20 protein-coding genes are annotated in these 25,004 nt (G+C 49.3%); 13 read left to right on the top strand and 7 right to left on the bottom strand.

Annotated elements, in window-relative coordinates:
• From EL143_RS11930 to EL143_RS12855, 3 genes are read left to right on the top strand one after another with little or no spacing between them, the layout of a single operon-like run.
• The gene (locus EL143_RS11930; protein WP_085416548.1) at positions 1 to 1,131 is read left to right on the top strand and encodes a PilW family protein; all 1,131 of its coding nucleotides are present in this window, start codon (positions 1 to 3) and stop codon (positions 1,129 to 1,131) included.
• Positions 1,116 to 1,715, top strand: a complete 600-nt coding sequence (locus EL143_RS11925; protein WP_085416547.1) for a pilus assembly PilX family protein — start codon at positions 1,116 to 1,118, stop codon at positions 1,713 to 1,715. The genes EL143_RS11930 and EL143_RS11925 overlap by 16 nt, the downstream gene beginning before the upstream one ends.
• Before the next feature lie 20 nt (positions 1,716 to 1,735).
• A complete protein-coding gene (locus EL143_RS12855) occupies positions 1,736 to 2,179 on the top strand; it encodes a prepilin-type N-terminal cleavage/methylation domain-containing protein (RefSeq protein ID WP_158087835.1) in 444 nt (147 codons plus the stop codon).
• A gap of 114 nt (positions 2,180 to 2,293) precedes the next feature.
• Here EL143_RS12855 and EL143_RS11915 read toward each other — a convergent pair whose 3' ends face one another.
• The gene (locus EL143_RS11915) at positions 2,294 to 2,932 is read right to left on the bottom strand and encodes a hypothetical protein (RefSeq protein WP_085416545.1); all 639 of its coding nucleotides are present in this window, start codon (positions 2,930 to 2,932) and stop codon (positions 2,294 to 2,296) included.
• Between the two features lie 115 nt (positions 2,933 to 3,047).
• On the opposite strand from EL143_RS11915, the gene EL143_RS11910 reads away from it, so the two are divergent.
• Positions 3,048 to 3,407, top strand: coding sequence for an ArsC family reductase (locus EL143_RS11910; protein ID WP_197719603.1), 360 nt, complete (start codon positions 3,048 to 3,050; stop codon positions 3,405 to 3,407).
• Positions 3,408 to 3,658: 251 nt separating this feature from the next.
• Here EL143_RS11910 and prmB read toward each other — a convergent pair whose 3' ends face one another.
• Positions 3,659 to 4,561, bottom strand: coding sequence for a 50S ribosomal protein L3 N(5)-glutamine methyltransferase (gene prmB, locus EL143_RS11905; RefSeq protein ID WP_085416544.1), 903 nt, complete (start codon positions 4,559 to 4,561; stop codon positions 3,659 to 3,661).
• A 182-nt stretch (positions 4,562 to 4,743) separates the two neighbouring features.
• Between prmB and EL143_RS11900 the strand changes: the two genes are divergently transcribed.
• On the top strand, positions 4,744 to 5,640 hold the full coding sequence (locus tag EL143_RS11900; protein ID WP_085416543.1) for an ABC transporter ATP-binding protein: 897 nt from the start codon (positions 4,744 to 4,746) through the stop codon (positions 5,638 to 5,640).
• Positions 5,637 to 6,887, top strand: a complete 1,251-nt coding sequence (locus EL143_RS11895) for an ABC transporter permease (protein WP_085416542.1) — start codon at positions 5,637 to 5,639, stop codon at positions 6,885 to 6,887. Before EL143_RS11900 ends, EL143_RS11895 begins: the two co-directional genes overlap by 4 nt.
• A gap of 266 nt (positions 6,888 to 7,153) precedes the next feature.
• Here the strand turns inward: EL143_RS11895 and EL143_RS11885 are convergent, their stop codons facing one another.
• Positions 7,154 to 12,994: an Ig-like domain-containing protein gene (locus EL143_RS11885; RefSeq protein WP_408634073.1), complete on the bottom strand. Its 5,841-nt coding sequence runs from the start codon at positions 12,992 to 12,994 to the stop codon at positions 7,154 to 7,156.
• Between the two features lie 300 nt (positions 12,995 to 13,294).
• Between EL143_RS11885 and EL143_RS12990 the strand changes: the two genes are divergently transcribed.
• Positions 13,295 to 14,053: a hypothetical protein gene (locus EL143_RS12990; protein ID WP_408634072.1), complete on the top strand. Its 759-nt coding sequence runs from the start codon at positions 13,295 to 13,297 to the stop codon at positions 14,051 to 14,053.
• A 615-nt stretch (positions 14,054 to 14,668) separates the two neighbouring features.
• Entirely contained in the window at positions 14,669 to 16,054 is a 1,386-nt protein-coding gene (gene radA, locus EL143_RS11875; RefSeq protein ID WP_085417390.1) for a DNA repair protein RadA, read from the top strand.
• A gap of 209 nt (positions 16,055 to 16,263) precedes the next feature.
• Here the strand turns inward: radA and efeB are convergent, their stop codons facing one another.
• The 4 genes from efeB to efeU form a co-directional block, all read right to left on the bottom strand.
• Entirely contained in the window at positions 16,264 to 17,535 is a 1,272-nt protein-coding gene (efeB, locus tag EL143_RS11870) for an iron uptake transporter deferrochelatase/peroxidase subunit (protein ID WP_085417391.1), read from the bottom strand.
• Between the two features lie 282 nt (positions 17,536 to 17,817).
• Entirely contained in the window at positions 17,818 to 18,087 is a 270-nt protein-coding gene (locus EL143_RS11865; RefSeq protein WP_085417393.1) for a class IIb bacteriocin, lactobin A/cerein 7B family, read from the bottom strand.
• Between the two features lie 123 nt (positions 18,088 to 18,210).
• Positions 18,211 to 19,386 carry an iron uptake system protein EfeO gene (efeO, locus tag EL143_RS11860; protein ID WP_085417394.1) on the bottom strand — a complete coding sequence of 392 codons (1,176 nt, stop codon included), beginning with the start codon at positions 19,384 to 19,386 and terminating at the stop codon, positions 18,211 to 18,213.
• Between the two features lie 13 nt (positions 19,387 to 19,399).
• The gene (gene efeU / locus EL143_RS11855; RefSeq protein WP_085417395.1) at positions 19,400 to 20,218 is read right to left on the bottom strand and encodes an iron uptake transporter permease EfeU; all 819 of its coding nucleotides are present in this window, start codon (positions 20,216 to 20,218) and stop codon (positions 19,400 to 19,402) included.
• A gap of 490 nt (positions 20,219 to 20,708) precedes the next feature.
• On the opposite strand from efeU, the gene EL143_RS11850 reads away from it, so the two are divergent.
• The 5 genes from EL143_RS11850 to EL143_RS11830 all read left to right on the top strand — a co-directional run bounded on the left by EL143_RS11850 (position 20,709) and on the right by EL143_RS11830 (position 24,970).
• A complete protein-coding gene (locus EL143_RS11850) occupies positions 20,709 to 21,089 on the top strand; it encodes a hypothetical protein (RefSeq protein ID WP_085417396.1) in 381 nt (126 codons plus the stop codon).
• Positions 21,090 to 21,354: 265 nt separating this feature from the next.
• Positions 21,355 to 22,584: an MFS transporter gene (locus tag EL143_RS11845; RefSeq protein ID WP_085417397.1), complete on the top strand. Its 1,230-nt coding sequence runs from the start codon at positions 21,355 to 21,357 to the stop codon at positions 22,582 to 22,584.
• Positions 22,585 to 22,601: 17 nt separating this feature from the next.
• Complete coding sequence (locus tag EL143_RS11840; protein WP_085417398.1) at positions 22,602 to 23,984, top strand: NarK family nitrate/nitrite MFS transporter; 1,383 nt, start codon at positions 22,602 to 22,604, stop codon at positions 23,982 to 23,984.
• A 117-nt stretch (positions 23,985 to 24,101) separates the two neighbouring features.
• Positions 24,102 to 24,593, top strand: coding sequence for a peptidylprolyl isomerase (locus tag EL143_RS11835; RefSeq protein WP_085417399.1), 492 nt, complete (start codon positions 24,102 to 24,104; stop codon positions 24,591 to 24,593).
• A 68-nt stretch (positions 24,594 to 24,661) separates the two neighbouring features.
• Complete coding sequence (locus tag EL143_RS11830) at positions 24,662 to 24,970, top strand: hypothetical protein (RefSeq protein WP_085417400.1); 309 nt, start codon at positions 24,662 to 24,664, stop codon at positions 24,968 to 24,970.
• The last annotated feature ends 34 nt before the right edge of the window (positions 24,971 to 25,004 follow it).

The raw sequence follows: 25,004 nt of genomic DNA, 5'->3' as shown, positions 1-25,004 counted from the left end.
ATGAAAAAAAAGATATACACCAGTCGATATGCGGCGAAACCTAAAGGTTTTTCCATAATTGAGTTTATGGTCGCCAGTTTATTGAGTATGATTGTGATGATTGCAGTAGGCTCAGGCTATTTTGCTGCCCGAAAAGTAAATGATGTGGCTATTGCACGCTTGAATGCTCAACAGGATATCCGCAATGTATCGAATATGATTGTTTATGATGCCAGGATGGCCGGAAGTTTCGGCTGTTTTAATTTAAGTAATTTGGATAATAAAAACATTAAAATTTCTCCGGATTGGACAAAATATAATGATAAAGATATTCATAAGTTGCAAAATTTTTTGTTTGCTGGAACTAAGGGTTCAGCTGATGCAATAGAGCTTTCAGAGGGGGTAAAAAGTATTGCTCGAGCTGACTTTGCTTCTGTTATGAAGATTTCGGGATTTACTGCGCAATCAGACGCACTGGTTTTTCAGTACGGTGACGGTAGTCCTGCTATTACCGAGGTAACGAGTAATCATGTAACAATTGAGCCAAACGGAGATGTGACCGCGGCAACATTGGTTAATAACTCGCCTGTAGCGGTAAGTACGTGTGATACACTTGGACTTTATCTGATTGATAGAGCAGATAATAATTCGAAAATAATTAATATTAGAACAAATACCCAAGGTTCGCTTGATTCTTCAATCACCGATCCGAAATTTAAACATCAAGTTTCGTTGACCCGATACATAATCAATGTGTATGTTGTAGGCCGACCTAATGGCGGAGATCAAGGCTTGTATCGTATCCAGCTAGGTGCAAATAATGAATGGCAAACGCCGCAGCTCTTGCTTCCCGGTATTAATGATATGAGTATATTATATGGTTACGCTGAAAACTGTCAGGGGGTGAACCCTGATATAGATACAGAGGCCAAGCCGGCAAGCGTACCGGAAACTTTCCGTTTTACTAAACAGCAATTAACAAGTGATATGGTGAGGCCGCTAGCAAGTATCAGATTGGTATTGAATGGCAATAATTTGGTAGCCGAAGGTCAAACAATGCAAAATGCGGCTTCTCGAGAAAATGCCGGAAATGTATATATTCACAATATTGATGCGAATATCCGAGGGGGGAACCGATGCGCAAACCGTTAATTACAGCTTTACCTCAGAAACAAGAAGGCTTTTCGCTGTTTATTGTTTTGATCATGATGTTGGTAATTGCTTTTTTAGTAATTGCTGCAACCCAATCTTATAATACCGAAATGCGTATCAGTAGTAATGATGCAGACAGGAAAGCTGCATTTTCAATTGCAGAAGCGGCCTTAAGACAGGGTGAAACGGATATAGCTAATTTTACCGATGCTAAATTTAGTGCCAATTGCGAAGATGGTTTATGTGCCGAAGCAGGCCAACAACAAGCAGGTACCATTCCTACAGTAATGGGGACTCTTACGCTTGAGGCATGTAGTACAAAAGAATGTGCAAATATTAATGCTTGGGAGCGTAAAGACAATAAAGGTAAACTGTTTTTGGAGGAAGAGGGGCGGCAATACTCCGTTGCGGCCGATTCGGCAAACAAGCCGGCACGTTACATTATAGAAGCAACAGGCTCTTCGGAGCAGCCGGATGGAGGGATAAGAGTAATTTATCGGGTAACTTCACGCGCATGGGGTAAAAACCCTAATACATCGGTAACCTTGCAATCGTATGTTGAAGGCGTTTATAACGTTAACTAAATTTTATGTCGGATAAATTAATGAGTTCAAAAATTCAAGCGCAAGGCTTTACCCTGATTGAAGTGTTGATTGCTGTAGCAATATTGGCAATCTTAGCTGCCATCGCCATACCATCTTATGTGCGTTATATCGAGCGAGGGCATGTTACAAATGCCAAAGCAGCTTTAATACAGATTCAAAGTTTGATAAAAAAAGAGATGGTTGTACAACCTAAATTTACCGATGCTGAATTTCAAAATTGGTTAGGTAAAGCTCAAAACAGCGTAGATAAAAGTGTTAGTGATCGTTATGATATTACTTCTTCAGGTAAAAACATTTTTGCTACCCCAAAGATTGATACGGGTTATCGATTTTCAGTAAGAATAGATCAATTTGGTAATGCTCTATTTTGCAAGGATGTTGAATCTGTAAAAAGTGACCCTGTTGATGATAATAAATGTAAGGCCTCACTAGGTGATTTGTAGTCAAATAATAAAGTGTATTATTGTTGATAAATAATAGGGTAGTGCTGTTTGTTTTTGGTTCCATAATCAAAATGCCTGTCTGAAATATGCAGACAGGCATTTATTGTGTTTGGATTAGTGTAATTGGCGCAGATCCTGCCAGCCTTTGTTGGTTTTTACCATTGTGGCCGTATATTCTTGCGGTTCTGATAAGTTTTTCCAGTCGCCGCTATCGGTTTTCAATAGTTTTTTCATCCATTTTTCAGGTACCAAATCGGCTTGGTAAGAAACTTTGGAAACGGTCATGCCGTTGGTTGGTGTGGGTTCGGTGAACCAGTTGATTTTGGATACTTTCAGATTGCCTACGCATACCAAAGGCCCTTGTGAGCCGTGTCTTAAAGCGGCAATGCCGTTTTCCGTTAGTTCGTAGGTAACGGTTTTTACCAGCATATCGTTTTGTTCAACCGATTTCTTATCCGCTTCTCGGTAGATGCCGGCGTTTACCAAGATGTCCATTTGTTCGATAACTTCTTTATTGATGCGTTTGCCTTCCTTGTTGCGGTTTGTGATGGTCAGTTTAGGCTCTCCGATGAGTGTGTTGCGGAGCGGTTGGCCTGCTGCATCTAAAATAGTTAACGGCATGGCGATACACACGTTTTGGCGGGATGCGAAATCTTCAATGCCTTTTTTCAGGGCTGATTCGCTGATTTGGCTGCCGTCGGAGCATGCGGCGAGAGTAAGTACGGCTATGGTTAGAAGAGTGGTTTTTTTCATGAATTTCTCCGGAGAAAAGGCTTTTTGATTATGGGCTAAAAAGCATAAGAATAGTTATTTTGGGGGTTTTTAACAAGGTTTTTTGCTACAATAGTTTTGTTCAAACGCAAAAAAGATGTATTTTATGGCAACAAAATTATATGGGATTCCCAATTGTGATACCGTTAAAAAGGCCCGCGCATGGTTGGCTGAAAACGGTATTGAATATGAATTTGTCGATTTTAAAAAGTCGGCTCCGTCGCAGGCTTTGCTTGAAGAATGGCTGGAAGAGGTTCCTCTTGATATTTTGCTGAATAAGCGGGGGACGACTTGGCGCAAATTGGGCGAAGAAGAAAAGGCTGCGGCAGAAAATCGGGATGCGGCGGTTGGGCTGATGGTTCGGCAACCGAGCATTATCAAGCGACCGGTTTTGGTGCATAGCGGGCGTTGTGTGTGCGGGTTTACGGCTGATATGTATCAAGGTGTCTTTAAGTGAGACGGTAATAAACTCCGCTTGGCCTGTTTGGACGCTGTAAACCGGAGTAGGCAGGCGTACTATTGCAAATAAATTTAAAAAGCATTGCATCCGTGATACTCGGGATGGGTTTGGTAATCTTAGGAAATATTCGGGTTAAGCGTGAGCATGACGAAACCATGATAAAAATTAAGTTTGTTTGCTGTGTCAACATAGCAATGCCTGTCTGAAAAGGTTTTCAGACAGGCATTGCTCCGTATAAGCGGATGATTTTATTTTTCTTCGCCTAAAAGCTGTTCGCGTGTTAACAAGAATACGAAGCCGTCGCCGCCGCTGGTCTCGAGCCAGGTAAACGGTAGTTCGGGATAGGCTTGCTCTAACACTTCTCTATTGTGGCCGATTTCAACCAGTAAAACGCCTTTGGAGTTGAGGTATTTGGCGGCGTGCAACAGGATTTGGCGGGTGGCGTCCAAGCCGTCTTGACCGCTGCCGAGCGCAAGCTCCGGCTCGTGCAGGTATTCTTGCGGCAGGTCTTCAACCGATTCTGTATCGACGTAGGGCGGGTTGGACACGATTAGGTCGTATGTGGCGTCCAAACCGTGGAATAAGTCTGTGTGGATGAGGTTGATGCGTTCTTGCAGGCCGTAGGCTTCTACGTTGATGGCGGCCACTTCGAGCGCGTCGAGGCTGAGGTCGACGGCGTCAATTGAGGCATCGGGATAATGGTGTGCCATTTGTATGGCAAGGCAGCCGCTGCCGGTGCACAAGTCGAGCGCGCTGTGTACCAGCTCGTCATGTTCTATCCAAGGGCGCAGGCTTTCACCCAATAATTCGTAGATAAACGAGCGGGGCACGATAACGCGCTCATCTACATAAAAGTCAAATTCGCCCTGCCAGGCTTGATGGGTGAGATAGGCAACCGGCAACCGTTCTTTTACACGGCGTTCGATAAGTTGTAGCACCTGCTCTTTTTCGCTGGGCAGAATCACGGCATCCAGATAAGGCTCCAGCGTATCCAGAGGCAGGTTGAGTGTGTGCAGAATCAGGTAGGCGGCTTCGTCGTGCGCATTGTCGCTGCCGTGGCCGAAAAAGAGTTCGGCTTCGTTGAAACGGCTGACGGCAAAGCGCAGCAAATCGCGCAGGGTGGTAAGGTTGCGGGTGGCTTCTTTAAACATGGCGATACTTTCTTGATTGAATTTAGGGCGGATTATACAACAGCTTGTTAAGGCAAATGCCTGTCTGAAAGTGTTTTCAGACAGGCATTGTTGTGGATTGGGCTATACTTCTCGGTTATAGTTAAACCGTTTACATCATTCTGCGCGCCGGTTTTGCTTTCCAACCGCAGAGAAAGAGAAAAATGATTCAAATCCAATCTTTATCACACTGCTATCCGGGCTCGGATATTGCGGCGTTGCAAAGTGTATCGTTAGATATCCGCCCGGGAGAGTGTTGGGGCTTGCTCGGCCACAACGGGGCGGGTAAGACCACGCTGATGTCGCTTTTGGCCGGTTTGCAGGAAGTGCAGCAGGGGCAGGTGTTGTTTCACGGCGTTGAAATCGGCAGGCTCGCGCGTGACGAACGCCAGAAAATCGGCTTGGTGCCGCAGGATTTTGCTTTTTACCCGCAGCTGAGCGTGTGGGATAACTTGTTGTTTTTCGCTTCTCTTTATGGCGTGACAGATAAGGCCTATCTGCAGTCTCTGCTGGATAAGGCCGGGCTGGCGGATTACCGCAACAGAGCGGCCAAGCAGCTTTCCGGCGGGTTGAAACGGCGGCTGAATTTTGCGATCGGTTTGGTAAACCGGCCGAAGCTGGTTTTTTTAGACGAAATTACCGTGGGCATCGACCCGCAGTCGCGCCGTTTTATTTTGCAAAGCGTGGCTGATTTGACCCGTGCCGGAATTACCGTGGTTTACACTTCGCATTACTTGCCGGAAATCGAGCAGCTTTGCAGCCATATTGCTTTGTTGGATAAAGGAAGGCTGGTGTATCAGGGCGGTTTGGCCGATTTGCTGCAAGCGCAGGAGCCGGGCGTGCGCTTTATGACGGAGCCTGCACCGGATGATGCGGTGTTGCAGCAGTGGCAGGCAAAAGATATCGGCCGCAATATGTGGGAAGCCGCCGCCACTGCCGAACAGGCTGCCGCGCTTTACGGGCAGCTTAGGCAGTCAGGGGTGGAAATCCGGTATTTCCAACAAGGCTACGGCTCGTTGGAGGCTTTTTATCTCGATTTTCTAAGGCGGACAGCGGCATGATTGGTTCATCGTTAATTAAAGAATTGAAATTGTTGCGGCATGATTTGCATGGTTTGGCCGTGTTATTTGTGATGCCGATAGCATTTATGTTGATTATGTCGCTCGCTTTGAGCCGCGATGAAGATCCTCATATCGACAGCCGGATTGCGCTGGTGGGCGCGGCGGATAATCCGGTAAACAAAGACTTCGCTGCCGCGCTGCGTAAAGAGCAGGTGGATTTGGTAAGCCTGTCTGAAAACCGGTTGGACGAGGCGAAAAGCGGGCTTTATCAGGGGCGCTACCAATTGCTGGTGGTGAATCCGAATCAAGCGGGCGGCAAGCTGGATGAAGAACAGGTGCTGCAGCTGATTGTGCCGCCGGATATCGACCCTTCTTGGCTTTCGGCGGTGAAAGGCGTGTTGCAGCAGCATTACACAGAAGTCCGCCTCAACAGCTATTTTGACGTGCTGGACGATTTGAAAATCGAGGCGAAAAACCTGCCCAAATCCATAAAGAAAAAAATCCAGAAATCGGTAAACGAGGAAAACGGCAAACAATTCGATACGGTGGCCGCTTATTTGAAGAAAACCCTGTTTAGCGAAACTTATCTGACTGAAAGCGGCGCGGTGGAAAAGCCGAATGCGGTTCAGCACAGTGTGCCTGCATGGCTGATTTTCGGCATGTTTTTTATCATGATTCCTTTGTCTAACGTGATGGCATTGGAGCGGCAGACCAACACCATCACGCGGCTTCGGCTGGCGCAGGCGCCGGCCGGGGTGTTGGTGGCGGCCAAGCTGCTGCCGTATTTTCTGATTAACCAATTGCAGTTTGTCGGAATGCTGCTGCTCGGGCGTTATCTATTGCCGGTGTTGGGTGCGCCGGCATTGGTGCTGAGTAATACATGGTGGCCTTATGCGGTGTTGTCGGTAGCGGTGAGCGGCGCGGCTTTGGGCTATGCACTTTTGATTAGTGTTTCTGCGAAAAGTACCGAGCATGCGGTGGTGTTGGGCGGCGGCGGCATTATTTTGATGGCCGGGCTGGGCGGTATTATGGTGCCCGATTATGTGATGCCGGAAACCATGCAGCGGCTTACTTGGATTTCGCCGATGGCATGGGGGCTGAAAGCATTTCAGGAGTTGTTGCTGAAGCAAAGCGGCATAGGCGGTATCAGCCTTTATCTGCAATTGCTGGCGGGTTTTTCGCTGGTGTGCATAGCGGTATCGCTGCTGCTTTACCGCCGCCAGTTGAGAACGCAAGTGCGGTTTTGATCGGGTGTGTCAAAGATTGATGCACCATAAAACAATGCCTGTCTGAAAGTTTTCAGACAGGCATGAGACCTTTGCAATAACATAAGTTACTAAAATTTTATGCTCAATAAAATCCTCAAAATGAAAAACCTTTCTGATTTTGCCTATTTTTTACTCGAAATCAGAAAGGTTTTAGTCAATTGAAAATTTTTAGCACATTTTTATGCGTCAAATTTCGTTAATAGACTATTTTTGCAAAAGTCTCAGGCATTTTTGATGCGGCCTACTTACACAATATCAAAGTGGCTTTCGTTGATGGTCAAGTTCGGACTGAGCGTTGCAAAGTGGATGCCGTCGGCCTTGCCTTTACCGTCGCTGTCGTAATACAGGTAACCGGTTTGGGACTGGTAGCTGATGTAATCGCCAAACTCCGAAACGGTGGTTTTGGGGTTGCCGAAAACGGCAGACGACAATTCGATGGTGTCATTGCCTTGCAGGAAGTCCTTGATGGTGGTTACGCTGCCGTCTAAAACGGTGTCGAACACGAATGTGTCGTTACCGTCGCCGCCGGTTAGGGTGTCGTTACCGCCTCCGCCGATGATGCGGTCGTCGCCTTCCATGCCTTTGAGCTCATTGTCCGCTCCGTTGCCGCGTAAAACGTTGGCTTGTGCGTTACCTGTGCCGTTGATGCTGTTGCTGCCGATCAAGGTCAGGTTTTCCAGATGTCCGCCCAAGGTATGGCTGATGCTGCTGTATACATGGTCTTCCCCTTGATCCTGAGCTTCTTGAATGGTGTCTGACGCACTGTCGATAATGTAGCTGTCGTTGCCTTCGCCGCCGATTAAGGTGTCTTCACCTTCGCCGCCGTCGAGGTAGTCGTTGCCTGTACCGCCCCGGATAGTATCGTTGCCTGAACCGCCGTAGATATTGTTGTCGGCACTGTTACCGGTCAATATATCATCATGCGCTGAGCCGATTAGGTTTTCGATTTGCGTGCCGTATCCGATAAATGCCTGTCCTTCGGTGTAGGTGTTTAGCGTGACTTTCGCACTGGAATTGCCGATGATTGAGGCATCTTCGGGAAGCTTGAAGTAGCTGCGCATATCGTGTGTGGCGGCGTTTTGCACGCTGAACGTTTTGGATAGGTTGTCGCCAACGTAAATCCATGAACCCGGCGTGAGGTTGACGTGTACCCCGGCTTTCTCCTGCGAGGCATCGAAAGTATCCACCCCGCCGGCATCCCAGATATAGCGGTCGGAATCTTGGCTGTACATATTGTAGTTTTTGAATGTATAGATGTCGTTGCCCGTACGAACGGTCTTGTTCATGCCTACCGTGTAGTGGAGGTAAGCTAAATCGTAGGTGCGCAATTGGCCTTTGTTTAGAAATAAATCGTTGTTTATATAGGCTTTATACGACATATTTGAAAATTCAATATTTTCTTCATTCGCATAATCGCCGGTAAAACCTCTTGATGTGTGTGTCATACCCAAGGTATGGGTAACTTCGTGTAACACGGTATAGTGCAGGAATTCTTTTCCCCATGACATATAATTGTGGCGGCTGTTCCAAGCAATCAAACCGCCGCTGGCCGCAACGGCAGAAGCGTCTTCAAAACCTGACATAAGATTGCCCATGTAATATTTTGTGTTGGCTTCGAGCATGCTGCCGACTTCGACGAATTCGATATTGGTAACCGCACTGATTTCTTTATAGGCGTTGCGTACGATGTCTTGAAGTTCTGCTGAGTAGCTGGTCATGGTTGCTCTGTCGATATACCGGTTATGGTTTTCGGGCAGAGTGCTGATTTCGTCCAGTGTGAGGAAATGATATTTCAATACAGTAGGGCCGTCAGGAGTGCCGCCTAAAGGGATGTTATAGCTTTTTCCATTGATATTGCCTGTTTTTTGTATGAAATAAGGGAAATTGTAATCAGGTAAAGTGTGGTCGCTGTTTACCGAGACAGGTTTGGCATGCCTGTCTGAAAATTTTCCGTCCACTTGATTCAATACGGCATAGCGCCCGCTGTTACTGATGCTGATAGCTTGGCCGGATGAGTCGGTTGTATGTAAAACGGCTTTGATGGTACGGTTTTCATCGGCAGCCAAATCCGTGGCCGATATGTCAACCGAAAAACGGGTGCCGCTGGAGTCTACGGTGGTTTGATAAATTTTGCCGCCTGTTTCCAGCATAATCGTGTCACCGGCTTTGGCTGTGCCGCCTACGGAACCGCTGACGGTTACAGCCGGCTCTTTTACATTGGACACGATGTAGTCATTATTTGTCGGATCTTTGGTGATGTAAGGACTCTTAAACACGATTTCTTTGACCTGAACTTCCTCGAAGCGTGCCAAATTGTGGATGCGGTAGGTATTGTTGCCGGTTTGCTCCACATCAAACAATTGCGGGTCGGCTTCCACTTTGAAGCTGAGTGTTTTTCCGTTGAGCTTGGCAAGCTCTTTGGTGGGGATATCCAAGAAGAAACTGCGGTCTGCTTTGACACCGGCCGTGTAAGTTTTCTCACCGATATTCACGGTAATCTGGCGCATGCGTTCGCTGTTCATGCCTTTGGCAAATGCACCGTTAAGCTCGATCACGCCTTCAATCCGGGTGTTGGAGAAAGCTTGGGCCACATCGACATTGAAATCTGTGTCGATGCCGGTGATGTTGATTGACGCGGCGGCTTCAGGCGCCACTTCGTAGCTGCGCGAAGTTACAGCGTTGACCTCCTGTCCGTCTGAAACGCTTGCTTTAATGACATAACCGGAGTCGGCAATCAGCTCTTTTGCGGAAACGGTGGTGCTGAAGCTTAAATTTTTCTGTACCTGTGCTTGAATGGTTTTCCCATTAATCAACAATTCAACCGTTTGATTTTCTCTAGCGGCGCTGCCGGAAACCGAGCCGGAAATGGTAATTTCTTGCTTGGCTTCGGTAACGTTGATCAAATCATCTCCGGTAATCACATCCAATCGGATATTGATGTCGCCTTTTTTCACGCTGTATGCCAAGGCGGTTTGTGCGGAAGCGCTGTTGCCTGCGTCATCGGCGGTTGTAACGGCGGCGGTAATCACAGGTTTTTCTGCGCCGGTTAACCGGGCTGCGTCAACCGTGATGCTGAATGCGCCGGTGCTGTCGACAGTGGTTTGTTCCTTGACGCCGTTTACAGTTAGCACGATGGTGTCGTTTTCTTTGAAATTGCCGCCCACACGGCCTGCGAGCACGATTTGGCCTTGGGCGTCTTGTTCGAGCACGTTGTTATTGTTTAAAGCGTCCAGCGTGATGGAAGGAGCGGGGGCGGCCGTATCCACTTGGTAAGAGTGAACTGTGCTGTCGCCGCCTGTGTTGCCATATTCGTCGGCTACGGTTACGGAAGCAGTGATGTTATGGATGCCGTCGGTTTTTGCCAAAGTTACGGCAGGCAGGGTTAACGTCCAAGTATCGTTGGAAACTTGCGCCGCATAATCTGCGCCGTTAATGTGGATATTTACTTTTTCCGTGCCTCGGGCAACGGTATCGCCCAACACCAGCGAACCGGTCAGCAAAATGTTTTCAGACAGGCTTCGGATGTTTAAAGGCTTGCCTCCGTTGATGCCTGTTACGGTAATATCGGCCGTTGGCGGATTGGTTTGATAGGCGTAGCTTTGTGTGCCTTCTGCTGCAGAAGATGTGGAACCGCCGGCATCTTTCAATTCTGCTGTGCCTCTGACTTGGTTGTTGGCAGACAATACGTCGGCAGGAATATCGACATTGAAAGAAGAGCCGGCTGTTTGGGCCGTGTATTGATTGTTGCCGACATTGATGGTTACTGAGGTAACGTCATCTCCTTCCTGTAAGCCGTTTACTTTGCCTGTAATACGCAAAGTCGGTCGGGCGGCTTCGTTTTGGTTAATTATATTGTCGCCGGTAATGGGGTCAAACACCACCCGTCCTTTGGGTGCGGATTTGTCGACAGAGAAGGTCCGGGTAAAGGTTGCTTCGCCATTGCCCCGGTTACCCGCTGCATCCACACGTTCGACGCTGGCAGAAATACCGTATTTGCCTTCTCTTCCGTTGGGTATGATCTGTGCAACTTCCGCATCTACGCTGTATGAACCGTCGGCCTGGATTTCGGCTTGGTAGGTTGTTTTACCGATTTTGATTGTAACCAGGTTGCCTGCGGCTCCGTCGGTCACTTTACCGCTAACAGTAACATAGGGGCGCTCCATCTCGGCAGCGTTTAGGATGTTGTCATCAGTAAGGGGGGAAATAGTAATGGCTGTATTGTTATTTAAGTCGATAATATAGTCTTGACTGGCCGTGTAGGTTTGGTTTATGCCGTAATCATCCGGCACGGTAATACGCGCGACAAGTGTTTTCACGGCATTGTTTATATTGTTGGCCAGTCCTAAGAATGCACGGTCGGCAGTAATGCTGAATTTGCCGTTGTCTATTTGCGCGGTCAGTTCATTAGAGCCGGATTGGAGCGTAACTTCCGTGCCGTTTTCTACGTTTTCTACCGAACCGGACAAAATAAAGCTGCCTTTATCGGATTCGGTTTTGTTGATGAAATTGTCTTCGGCAACCATATCGAGCGTCAGCACGGGTAATGGCTTGCCCACTTTATAGGCGCGGCTGTTTTCCGCCGTGCTGCTGTTGCCTGCGGCATCGGTTACGGTTGCGCTTACATCAACGCGGTTTGCTGCGGCCAATTCCGAAGAAGGAATGTCGGCAGCGTAGGTATTATCGGTAACGACCGCCTTGTATTTTTGATTGCCTACCTGAACGAGAACCTGATTAACCGTTTCACCGTTTTGCAGGCCGTTGATGGCACCGCTGACGGAATGGTGGGTTTGCTCTTGTTTGGCTTTGGTAAGTACATCGTCGCCGGCGATTTCGTTAATGTTTACGGCCACTTCAGGCGCAGTTAAATCTTTGGTGAAACTTTGCGAGGTTTCGGCGGTGGCCGTATTGCCGGCAGCATCTTGGGAGGTAACGCTGGCTTTCACCAGGGTGTAGCCGCTTTTTGATAATTGGGTGCCTTCGAAATCAACGGAGAAACCGCCGTTTTTCACCTTGGTAAGAATGTCGATCCATTTCACGCTGCCGCAGCTTTCGCAGCCGCACGAAACAATGATGTCTTCATCGTCGGCAACATCGGTAACGGTGCCGGTAACGGTAACGGTTTTTTCGGATTCCGCAAGGTTGAGCACATTATCGCCTGCGATTGCGTTCAGGCTGATGGTAGGCGTGTATTCCGTATCGATTGAGTAGGCGCGTTCCGCATGACCGGTCGCGCTGTTGAGCGCTTCATCGGTAGTGGTAACGCTGGCGGTCACTTTGCCGTGGTTAAGCAGGGCTTTGGTGCTGACGGCAACGGCAAATTGCCTGTCTGAAACCACACCTTTATAAACGGCTTCGCCGACCGTGATAATGATTTCGTCATTTTCTTTTGCGTGTTCGACTGTGCCGGAAAGAATGGTGTTTTCGGTTTGGGATTCGGCCAGATTGATGATGTCGTCTTCGGCGATGGCGTTAAACGTGATGACAGGCGTGTCGATTTCGGTGTCCGACGTGTAGTTTTGCGTGGTTACGGCCGAGGCGGTATTGCCGGCTTCGTCCTCGGTGTCGACACGCGCGCTGATGCTTTCGGCCGACGCCAATACGGAGCCTGCGATTTCGAGGCTGAATCGACCGTTTTTAACCGTGGTTGTGGTCTCATATGTGCCGGCTGTCAGTGTAACCGTATCGCCTTCATTCACATGCTCAGCTTGGCCGGAAACCAGAATATTGGATTGGGTTTCTTCTGCGTTGATGATGTTGTCTTTTGTAATAGGGTTGAGCGTAACAACAGGCTGCTCAATTACGGTATCTACCAAATAAACGTATTCCATTGAGGCAGTATTGGTATTGCCTGCCAAATCTTCCGTTTGCAGAATAACTTGTAGGGTTTGGGCGCCTTCGGCATAAGCAAGTGTTTTACCGGTAGTTTTGAAAGACCAAGTTTGGCCATGAATTTCTGCAGGATAAGATTTTCCGTTGATTTTGACGGTAACGCTTTCTCTAATACTGTCTTCACCAATTTTAAGGGGGCCTGAAAGAGTGAATGTATCTTTTTTGGCGGCAATATTGATGGTGCTGTTGTCTGACATTCTGTTCATTCTAATGAACGCTTCGGGTGCTTCAGTATCATAACTGTATGCGCGCTCAGACAGGACTTCGATGCTTTTGCCCGATTGGTTCCGAATTGTGGCGATTGCGCTGACGGTATTTGCATTAGCAAATTCACTGCCGTTTATTTCCACGCTGAAAGTAGCAGCATTAACGACGGCGGGGTAGGCTTTGCCGTTTAAGTAAACTATAACATCGGCATCGCTAATGTCTTGGTCGCTGTTGATTATGCCGGAAATTAAAACAGTTCCTTGGGCAGATTGGGCATTGACCACATCTTGATGCGAAATAGGGTTGATTGTAACTGTTGCAGAACTAGGTTGTTGAACCTCAGGTTGTTGAACCTCAGGTTGTTGAACCTCAGGTTGTTGAACCTCAGGTTGTCGAACCTCAGGTTGTTGAACCTCAGGCTGTTTAACTTCAGGCTGTTTAACTTCAGGCTGTTTAACTTCAGGCTGTTTAACTTCAGGCTGTTTAACTTCAGGCTGTTTAACTTCAGGCTGTTTAACTTCAGGCTGTTTAACTTCAGGCTGTTTAACTTCAGGCTGTTTAACTTCAGGCTGTTTAACTTCAGGCTGTTTAACTTCAGGTTGTTTAACTTCAGGTTGTTTAACTTCAGGTTGTTGAACCTCAGGTTGTTGAACCTCAGGTTGTTGAACCTCAGGTTGTTGAACCTCAGGTTGTTGAACCTCAGGTTGTTGAACCTCAGGTTGTTTAACCTCAGGTTGTTTAACTTCAGGCTGTTTAACTTCAGGCTGTTTAACTTCAGGTTGTTTAACTTCAGGTTGTTTAACTTCAGGTTGTTTAACTTCAGGTTGTTGAACCTCGGGTTGTTTAACTTCAGGTTGTTTAACCTCGGGTTGTTTAACCTCGGGTTGTTTAACCTCGGGTTGTTTAACCTCGGGTTGTTGAACCTCGGGTTGTTTAACTTCAGGCTGTTTAACTTCAGGCTGTTTAACTTCAGGCTGTTTTTTAGGGTTGGAGTCTTTGCCGCTGTTGGCAATAGCAATGCCTGCGATTGCTGTTGTGGCAACGCCTAAGCCGATCAGGCCTGTCTGAAAACTGGTGAGTGTGCCGCCGATGGCCACTTGTTCTGCCACGGGTGCGGCTGCTTCAACCGATACGACGCCGATGGCGCCCAACTGGCCGGCATTCGGTGTCGGGTAGATATTTTGGTAATTTTGCAGAATCAGATCGGGTGTGCCCTCGGCGTTTGAACCGAGGTGTACCCATAAATCTTCGTTAACCAGCTGCACTTCGGGCTGGGCGATCAGGTTGCCTTGTTCGTCGAAAATTTGGTAAACGGTATCCGGTTGGGCGGGAAGGGAAAGGGGTTGGTCTGAGGGAAGCGTAATAGATTCGGTTTGGCCGTTATGAGTAATATTGAGTTTGTAATGTGTCATAGTAATGATTCTTTAATTATGTTAATTGGATAGTTAAAATTAATGTAATTTAATTATAGATTAAAGTGGTTTCTTTAGATATTGCTTTCATAGTTACTATTGTAAATTTAATTATCTTTAATAATCTTTAAATAGGCGTTATGCATAAATCGCTTCTGAGGGTTGTTTTTAAACGGATAACATGAGAGATTAAGAAATGGATGCCTGTCTGAAAATGTTACAATCGCGTTTTCAGACAGGCATTATGAATTTATGGCAAAAGCACCGAAAACCGTTTACCAATGCAGCGAATGCGGCGGCACTACCCCGAAATGGCAGGGCAAATGCCCGCATTGCGGCGAGTGGAACACCTTGCAGGAAAGCCTTGCCGCGCCCGAGCCGAAAAATGTGCGCTTCCAATCGTGGGCGGCCGACACGGCACAGGTGCAGGAGCTTTCCCAAGTAACCGCCACCGAAGTACCGCGCGAACCCACCGGCATGGGCGAACTCGACCGCGTATTGGGCGGCGGTTTGGTAAACGGCGCGGTGATTCTGCTCGGCGGCGACCCCGGCATCGGCAAATCGACGCTGCTCTTGCAAACCGTGGCCATGATGGCGAAAAGCCGCCAAGTGCTGTATGTTTCCGGCGAGGAGTCCGCCCAACAAGTCGCCCTGCGCGCGCAACGCTTGGGCCTGCACAGCGAAGGCGTCAACCTGTTGGCGGAAATCCGCATGGAAGCGATTCAGGTAGCCTTGAAACAGCACGAACCGGCCGTGGTGGTAATCGACTCCATCCAAACCATGTATTCCGACCAAATCACTTCCGCGCCCGGCTCCGTATCGCAAGTGCGCGAGTGTGCCGCCCAGCTTACCCGCATGGCCAAGCAGATGGGCATGGCCATGATCTTGGTCGGCCACGTTACCAAAGACGGCGCCATCGCCGGCCCGCGCGTGCTCGAACATATGGTGGATACCGTGCTTTATTTCGAGGGCGACCAGCACTCCAACTACCGCATGATCCGCGCCATCAAAAACCGCTTCGGCGCGGCCAACGAGCTGGGCGTGTTCGCCATGACAGAACACGGCTTGAAAGGCGTGTCCAACCCTTCGGCGATTTTCCTCGCCAGTTACCGCGACGACGTGCCCGGCTCGTGCGTATTGGTCACTCAAGAAGGCAGCCGCCCGCTGTTGGTGGAAATTCAGGCATTGGTGGACGACGCACACGGCTTTACGCCCAAACGCCTCACCGTCGGTCTCGAACAAAACCGCCTCGCCATGCTGCTGGCCGTGTTAAACCGCCATGCCGGCATCGCCTGCTTTGACCAAGACGTATTCCTGAACGCCGTAGGCGGCGTAAAAATCAACGAACCCGCCGCCGACCTTGCCATTATCCTTGCCATGCTCTCCAGCTTCCGCAACCGCCCGCTGCCCGAAAAAATGGTGGCCTTCGGCGAAATCGGCTTAAGCGGCGAAGTCCGCCCCGTGGCACGCGGGCAGGAGCGTTTGAAAGAAGCGGAAAAACTCGGCTTCAAACGCGCCGTCGTGCCTAAAGCCAATCTGCCGCGCAACCCGAAAGAATTCCCCAGCTTGCAGATTTTCGGCGTGAGCAGTTTGCAGGAGGCGGTGGAGGTGTGCCGGAATAGTGAAGAATATAGCTAAAACACTTAATTTTAGTAGCATTTCCGTCATACTCGGGCTTGACCCGAGTATCTTGAGTTCCGCTAACTTTAGGAGATACTCGGGTCAAGCCCGAGTATGACGAACGTACTATTTTTACGTTGATCCACTATAGCGGGTTGATTAGCTGCCTGAGACCATAAAAATGCCTGTCTGAAAACTTTCAGACAGGCATTTTAATTGCGGCGGAATTAGCCCAACATCAGACTCTGACCGATAAATTCGCCTTTCTTCACGCCGGGCAGGGTAAAGAAATAGCCGCCGCCGAAAGGGCTGATGTATTCTTCCAGCGGCTCGAGGTCGAGCAGTTTCTGCACGAAGATAAACCCGTCGTCAAGGTTCGCCTGATAGCAGATAAACACCAAACCCACGTCCAGTTGACCCGATTTGGCCAGGCCGCGCGAATAGTTAAACGGACGGCGGAAAAGTTGGTGTTTTTTCATAAACTCGGGATCGCGGGGATTAGCTAGGCGCATATGGCTGTCTTGGGGGATGGTTTTGCCTTCGGGGTCTTTGGCATAGTCGGGCGTATCCTGTTCTTTTTTCATGCCTAATGGCGCGCCGCTGTATTTTTCGCGCCCGAATATGGCTTCCTGTTCCTGCAGGGGCGTTCTGTCCCAGAATTCTACGAAGTGGCGGATAATGCGCACGGCCTGATAGGTGCCGTTTTTGGCCCATGCCGGTTCGTCGAGGCTGTTGGGGGCAACGCCTGTCCATAACACAGCATCGGCGGTTTTGAGGTTGGAAACGTCGGGGTTGGCCGAACCGTCGTGAAAGCCGAGCAGGTTGCGGGGAGCGGAACCGGGCGTGGTTTTGGGCAGGAAGCCGTCAATGCTCCAGCGGACTACGGCAAATTGGGCGGTGTTTTTGATGATGTCGCGCAGGGCGTTTTGGCAGGTTTCGGGGCTGAGGGCGCAGATTTGAAGGCTGATGTCGCCGTCGCACCATTCGGCGGCCAGTTTGTCGTTGGGGAAGCGTTTCATTTCTTGCAGGCGCTTGGGCTTTTTGGCTTCCAGGCCGAACCGCTTGTCAAACAGACTGTCGCCGACGGATACGGTAACGGTGAGGCCGTCGCTCGGCACTTTTTTGCCTAAGATACCGCTGCCTGAAGGCGGCAGCTTGGCATCGCCGTCCTGCAATTCTCCGCCTTGCGTGAGGAACTCGATGCGGGTGGTAAGTACGCGGAAGAAGTTGATAAGCTGAGATGCGCCGTTGGCTGTGATGTCGAAGGCGCACATGATGGCGAAAGGTTGGTGCGGCGTGGTAATGCCTGCCTGATGGGTGCCGTAGCAGTCGTAGCGTTCACTAGAATGCTGGCGATATAAGGTTTCGGTTTTGTTTTTACTCTTTTGTTCGCCCCAAATAAAACCTCCTGCGGCTGCTATTCCTGTGGCGCCCGCTGCTAAAGCGGTTTTCAATAGAGTGCGTTTTTTAGGTTGGAGAGGACTTCCAGCATCTGACATAATGTGTATCCTTTAAATAATACCTGACTGAAGATAAATTCAGACAGGCATCATTATTATTTTATTTCTAAATAAAGACTTAAGTAAGCTATTAAAAATAAAACTATTCCAAATGCAAATAATTTTTTTCTCTCTTTAAGAGACACAGACCATGTAAAAATGATTGCAAATATAGCTATCAAAAAAGAGCTGTCTGCTACGCCAGCAGAAACATATAGGTTTCTAATAAAAAAAGCGATTGTTATAAATATAAAAGAGAGAAAAATCTTGATTGCTAATGGCTTATTTACCATACCTTGAGGCAACTCCTGTAACCATGCCTCCAGCTAAAGCGCCATTGAAACCCCATACAACGCCTACGGGGCCTGTTGTTGCTCCTGCTGTTGCACCAGCTCCTGTAGCCCATGCTAATGAGGTAGGGGAAAATTTACTTCCACTCAGCTGTTGGTTTAACAAGTATCCAGCAGCACCTCCAATTCCGCCTATTGCAGCTCCAATCGGTCCAAAAGCACCATTAACATATTGTAATTCTTGAATGGTTAAAGTTTTCATTTTTTATTTTATACTCCTTATTTAAAGTTAAAATTAAAAGTAAATTAAGTTAGTATGTATGAACATACTTAAATTAGGAAGGTATAGTTTTAAAAAAGTTCAAACTTTAGCTTCAGACAGGCATCAATTCAAGCCCAGTGTGCCGCGCAATTGAGCCAAGTCTTCGGCCAATGCGTTGATGGGCGCTTGCAGGGTTTTGCGGTCGGCTTCGGAAAGTTTGTCGTAGGTTTCAAAGCCGTTGACGGTTTTGTATTTGGCCAAAATGTCGTTTACCTGCTTGAAGTTGGCATCGGTTTTATCCAGCAGCCCTTTGTTTTTCTCGGCAATCATCGGGCGGAAAAGCTCAACGATTTTTTGCGCACCTTCCACGTTGGCGTTGAAGTCGCTCAAATCGGTGTGGCTGTAGCGGTCTTCTTCGCCGCTGATTTTGCTGCCGGCCACTTCTTCAATCAATACGGCAGCACCGCCCACAACTTTGCTCGGCGGGAAGTTAAGTGAGTCGATTTCGGCCTGCAGTTTCTTCACGTCGGCTTCCAGCTTGTCGGCCACTTCTTTCACGCCGTCGGTGGATTTTTCAACCCATAAAGCGTATTCGATGCGGTGGAAACCGGTAAATTCCGGGTCTTTCGGGCCTTTTTTGAAATCGTCTTCACGCGCGTCGATGGCGGGGTCGAGCTCGTTGAACAATTCGGCAATCGGTTCGATGCGTTCGTAATGGGTACGGGTGTCGGCGAATTTGGCTTTGGCATCTTCAAGTTTGCCCGCTTTCACATCGGCAACGAAAGCGGCGGTTTTCTTCACGAGTTCGGCGGCTTCGGCTTGAACATAAGTTTTGTAATCGGCCAGTGGTTGGGCGAGTTTTTCCAAGTTGGCGGTGTTGTCGGCAGGTTTGAAGCCGCTGTCGGTTACGGTCAGTTTGCCGCGCGGGTTGGTAAGCAGGCCGCAGGCCATTTCGTATTCGCCGGGCAGGAGGGTAACGGTCATTTTGTCGGACAGGCCGGGGGCGATGTTTTCACGCTCGTCCACCACCATCACGCCTTTGAGGATTTCCCATTCGAGCTTGCGGCCGCTGTTGTTTTTGATGTTGAACACGGTTTCGCCGCTGGGAACGGTAAGCTCCATCGGGTCGCAGGCGCTGTCGTTAACGGCAATGTTGAACGAACCATCGGCATTTTTGGCTTGTGCCGCACCAGATGCGCCGGAAGCGGGCGCGGCGGTTTTTTCCGCTTCGGGCGGTTGGCAGGCAGACAGGCCCAGAGCGATTAACACAGATAAAGCGGTTAGATTGGATTTCTTCATTTTTCTCTCTCCATTATGGTTTCGCAGCGGGTCGGCTGCTTTTAAAAAACAAGAATAAAACGGGAATAAGATAAGCGAAGTAGAGCACTGCATCGCTGGTAACGGGATGATCGGTGTAGCCGAAAAAGCCGCCGAGCAGCACGCCCAACGGGCTGTCTTCATGCAGCACGGATGAGAAGTCGGCGATAACGGTTTGGCCGATATTCCAAACGCCGGCTTCGTGCAAAGCGCGGAAGGCACCCGCAAACAAACCGGCCGCCACAAAAATCAGGAACACGCCCGTCCAACGGAAGAATTTGGCCAGATTAATCCGCACGCCGCCTTGATAAATCAGCCAGCCTATCACAACGGCAATCAGCAGGCCGAGCACGGCGCCGGCAGGCATCCAAGGCGTGGGGCTTTGCTGGAACACGGCAATCAGGAAAAACACGCTTTCCAAACCTTCGCGGATAACGGCGAGAAAAGCCATCAACACCAAAGCCCAGCCTTGCCTGCTGCCCCGGTTGAGCGCGGCCTGAACTGAGCTTTGCAATTGCTGTTTGATGGAGCGGGATGCTTTCTGCATCCAGAGAATCATATAGGTCAGCATGCCTACGGCAACCAAACCGATAACGCCCACCACAAATTCTTGCTGCTTCTGCGGAATTTCGCCTGTGGTTTTGTAAATGGCCAATCCCGTAACGATGCAGATGAGGGAGGCCAGTGCGACACCCAACCAAACTTTGGGCATCAGATGGCTGTATCCCGATTGCTTGAGGAAGCCGGCCACGATGCCGACAATCAATGCTGCCTCTATGCCTTCGCGCAGCATGATGAGTAATGCGATCAACATATTTAATGCATGCGGATTTTTAAGATATGTAAATTATCGCGCTTTCTTTTTTTAAATGCAAATCGTTTTTGTTTTCTTTGGTGATAGTTTGGGACGAATGCCTGTCTGAAACTTTTTTCAGGCAGGCATTTGCAGCAGATTTATTCTTTTAAAAAGAAAGCGGTTAACGAAATCTTGCCGCAAACTTGAGTTTGTTTAATGATTCTTGAAAAACTTAAATCAGCTTGAATGCTCCAAAACGGAGCCTGTCTGAAAATGTTCGGATGAGTGTTTACGGCAAATAGCTTTATTTCTGCTGCGCTTTGCCGCTTTGTATCAAGTAAAGAAAGTTTATGTGCCGTAAAGGATTGGGGGATTCGGTTTTTTCCAAGAATGCCCTAACCGCAAAACAGAATATTTAAACTAAACAGAGAGAATCGGGATAAGCGCCGCATTTCCGGATAGAGCGGAGCGGCTGCTGTCCTTTGAAGTAGATAAGAAAGGAATCTTCATGAAAAAAAGTATCGTAATGTCTTTGGCCGCAGTAGCTGCTTTGGGCAGCGCATTGGCTAATGCGCAAACACCTGCCGAAGGCGTGCCGAGCGACATTCCGGGTTTGCAGGCTGTGGAAAACGATAGCATCACCCGCAGCTCTAAAAATGACGACAGCGTGAAATTCCAGTTTGATCCGAATGCCGCCGGTATTCCTGCTGCTGCTCCGGCTGCGGGTGCTGCCGTGGAAGCTGCGCCTGCCGGCTCGGATGCGCCGATTGCTCCGGTTGACACCACGCCCGTGCAGGTAGATGCGCCGCCTGCGTTGCCGGCCGAAGGTGCGATGGTTCCGGCCGCGCCTGCCGAGGGCGGCATCAATGTGGCTCCGGCTGCACAATAATCTTTATAGTGCCCGACAATGCCTGTCTGAAAGTTTTCAGACAGGCATTGTTGTTTTTACATACTGACAACATGCTCTAGTTCTTTTTCATTAGCCCGGCATTCATGTGGCGTATCGGTGCTCTAGTTCTACATGCTGCCTGAGCCGTGCTTTGTAATAATGTAAATGGAAGTGCGCTTGGCGTAAGGTTATGTTCAGATGAATAAGATGTCGTGTGGCGGCGCTTGTTCGGGAACTTAAACCAGATGCCTAAAAGGTAAATAGCATGGCTTCCTTACAATACAAACGATATTCCGTTTTGATATCCAGTACGCTCTCGTTTACGGTCTGCTTCATGATTTGGATGATGTTGGCCGTGGTGGGCATTCCGATTAAAAATGAATTGGGCCTGTCTGAAGCCGAATTCGGTATTTTGGCGGCCACGCCGGTGCTTTCCGGCTCGCTGGTACGGGTGCCTTTGGGTATCTGGACCGACCGCTACGGCGGCAGAATCGTGTTGTTTTTGTTAATGGTTGCCTGTGTGCCGGCGATTTATTTGATGCAGTACGCCAATCAGTTTTGGCATTTTCTGGTTATCGGCTTGGTAATGGGTTTGGCCGGCGGTTCGTTTTCGGTGGGCACGCCTTATGTGGCGCGCTGGTTTCCGAAAGACCGGCAGGGCATGGCTATGGGTGTGTTCGGTGCGGGTAATGCCGGTTCCGCATTAAATAAATTTTTGGCACCCGCGCTGATTGCCTACGGTACTTGGCATCTCGTGCCCACCGTGTATGCGGCGATTATGCTGAGTACTGCGGTGTTGTTTTGGTTTACCTCTTACAGCGACAAAAGCCATCAGGTTTCTTCTTCGGTAACTTTGGGGCAGCAGCTCGCGCTTTTGAAAGACCCGGGCGTGCTGCGTTACAGCCAATATTATTCCGTGGTGTTCGGCGGTTATGTGGCGCTGGCTTTGTGGATGACCAAATATTATGTGGGCGAATACGGCTTGAGCCTGCAAACCGCGGCTTTCCTTGCTGCGTGTTTCTCGCTGCCGGGCGGTGTGTTGCGTGCTTTGGGCGGCTATTTTTCCGATAAATTCGGCGCATATAAGGTTACTTGGGCGGTAATGTGGATTTGTTGGGTGTGCTTCTTTATTTTGTCTTATCCGCAAACCGACTTGGTGATTCATACCACCAAAGGTGAAGTTAGCCTGCACATCGGCCTGAACGTGGTGGTTTTCACCATCCTGATGTTTACCGTGGGCGTGGCGATGGCGGTGGGCAAGGCTTCCGTATTCAAATTTGTGGCCGACGATTATCCCGACAATATCGGCGCGGTTTCCGGCATTGTCGGTTTGGCGGGCGGTTTGGGCGGTTTTTTGCTGCCGATTATGTTCGGATTTCTGGAAGACTGGACCGGCATCCGCTCCACCAGCTTTATGCTGCTTTACGGAACAGTGTGTGTATCGCTGATTTGGATGCACTTTTCATTCAAAGCCAAACGCCCTGCGGCCGAATAATTTGAGGAGGTTTCGAGATGAGCTATACCATTCAAGATTGGCGCCCCGAAGATAAGGAATTTTGGGAAAAAACAGGCAGGCCGATTGCGCGGCGCAATTTGTGGATTTCCATTCCCGCGTTGTTGCTGGCGTTTGCCATGTGGCAGGTGTGGAGCGTAGCGGTGGTCAACCTGCCCAATATCGGGTTTCAATACACACCCAACCAATTGTTCTGGCTGGCGGCGTTGCCCGCTTTATCCGGCGCGACTTTGCGGATTTTCTATTCGTTTATGGTGCCGATATTCGGCGGCCGCAAGTGGACGGCGATTTCTACCGCCAGCCTGCTTTTACCTGCTATCGGCTTGGGCTTTGCCGTGCAGAACTCCGATACCAGCTATTTTCTGATGGCGCTTTTGGCTTTGCTGTGCGGCTTCGGCGGCGGCAACTTCTCTTCCAGCATGGCCAATATCAGTTTCTTTTTTCCGAAAGCGGAAAAGGGCACGGCGCTTGGTTTGAATGCGGGTTTGGGCAATTTGGGCGTATCGGTGGTGCAGTTTACCGTGCCGTTGGTGATTACCGCGGGCCTGTTCGGCGCATTGGGCGGTGAAGCGCAAACTTGGGTAAAAGGCGATGAAACCAAGCAGATTTGGCTGCAAAACGCAGGCTTTATCTGGGTGCCGTTTATTGTCTTGTCGACATTGGCCGCCTGGTTCGGCATGAACGATTTAGCCAGCGCCAGAGCCAGCTTCAAAGAGCAGTCGGTAATTTTCAAGCGCAAACACAACTGGTTGATGTGTATTCTTTATTTGGGCACGTTCGGCTCGTTTATCGGTTTTTCCGCCGGCTTTCCGCTGTTGATTAAAGGCCAGTTTCCTGAAGTGGATCCGGTGAAATATGCGTTTTTAGGCCCGTTGGTCGGCGCGCTGGTGCGCCCGCTCGGCGGCTGGATTTCGGATAAGATTAAAAGCGGCGCCAAAATCACCCAATTGGTGTTCACCGGCATGATTATCGCCGTGTTCGGTGTGTTGGCATTTTTACCGACCAACGGTCAGGGCGGCAGTTTCTGGGGCTTCTTTGCCTGCTTTATGGCCTTGTTTGCCTTAACCGGCTTGGGCAACGGCTCAACCTTTATGCAGGTGCCGGTGATTTTCCTCAATATGCACGAGCAGCTTGCTTTGCAAGGTGTGAAAAGCAAAGAGCAGGCCTTGCAAGATGCCACTAAAGAAGGCGCGGCTGTGATTGGTTTTACCGCAGCATTTGCCGCTTACGGCGGCTTCTTGGTTCCGAAAAGCTATGGTACGTCGATAGAAATGACCGGCAGCGTGAACGCCGCGCTGTATCTTTTCATTGCTTTCTATGCTTTATGCTGTGTGATTAACTGGTGGTATTACATGCGCAGCGGTGCCGAAGCCAAATGCTAGCTTACGCTTTCGGATGCCTGTCTGAAAAATATTTTCAGACAGGCATTGAATATTGCGGCGGCAGCCCCATGTGTTTCGGGACATTCAACCCGTTTGCAATAAACTAAGGATAGAGCAATGATTAAATTAACCACCAACAAAGGCGTGATTATTCTGGAACTGGATCACGACAAAGCACCGGTAACGGCCGCCAACTTCGAGCAATATGTGAAAGACGGCTTTTACGACGGCGTGATTTTCCACCGTGTCATCAAAGGCTTTATGATTCAGGGCGGCGGCATGGAGCCGGGGATGAAAGAAAAGCAAACCCGCGAGCCGATTCAAAACGAAGCGCAAAACGGCTTGAAAAACGACAAATACACCATCGCTATGGCGCGCACTCAAGCACCGCATTCCGCTTCCGCACAATTTTTCATCAACACCAAAGACAACACTTTCCTGAACCACACCGAGCCGAGCCTGCACGGTTGGGGCTATGCCGTGTTCGGCAAAGTGGTTGAAGGCTTCGATGTGGTTGACGCAATCGAAGGCGTGGCAACCAAAAGCCACGGCTACCATGATGACGTGCCGGTAGAAGACGTGGTGATTGAAAAAGCCGAGATTGTATAAGGTCTTTTGTAATACAAGCCTGTCTGAAAAATGTTTCAGACAGGCATTCATCGTTATTAAGGCTGCACATGTTTATAGAATTGCTACACCAGAAAATCAGCAACACCGACTATATCAGGCTGATCGAACAAAACCGAACCGGCTTTTCCGCCGCCGAGCAGGGTTTGCTGGAGGATATTGTCCGAGCTTTCGAGTTTGATGTGGTACAGGCGCAGGCGCTGGCTCAGGCTGTGGCGCAACAGGCGCGTTTCGATCCGAATGCGTTGCATATCGAGTTTGACGACGAAGAAGACACCACCGCCATTTGCCCGCACTGCATCAATCCGCCCATGCCGCCGCTGCGCGATTATATGGAATGGCGCAAAATGCGCGGTTGACCGGATGTGTTGCGAAGCGTCAAAATGCTTGTCT

Origin of the sequence: Neisseria canis, assembly GCF_900636765.1 — a bacterium.
GTDB classification, from domain to species: domain Bacteria; phylum Pseudomonadota; class Gammaproteobacteria; order Burkholderiales; family Neisseriaceae; genus Neisseria; species Neisseria canis.
This window is presented reverse-complemented; position numbering and strand designations above follow the sequence as displayed.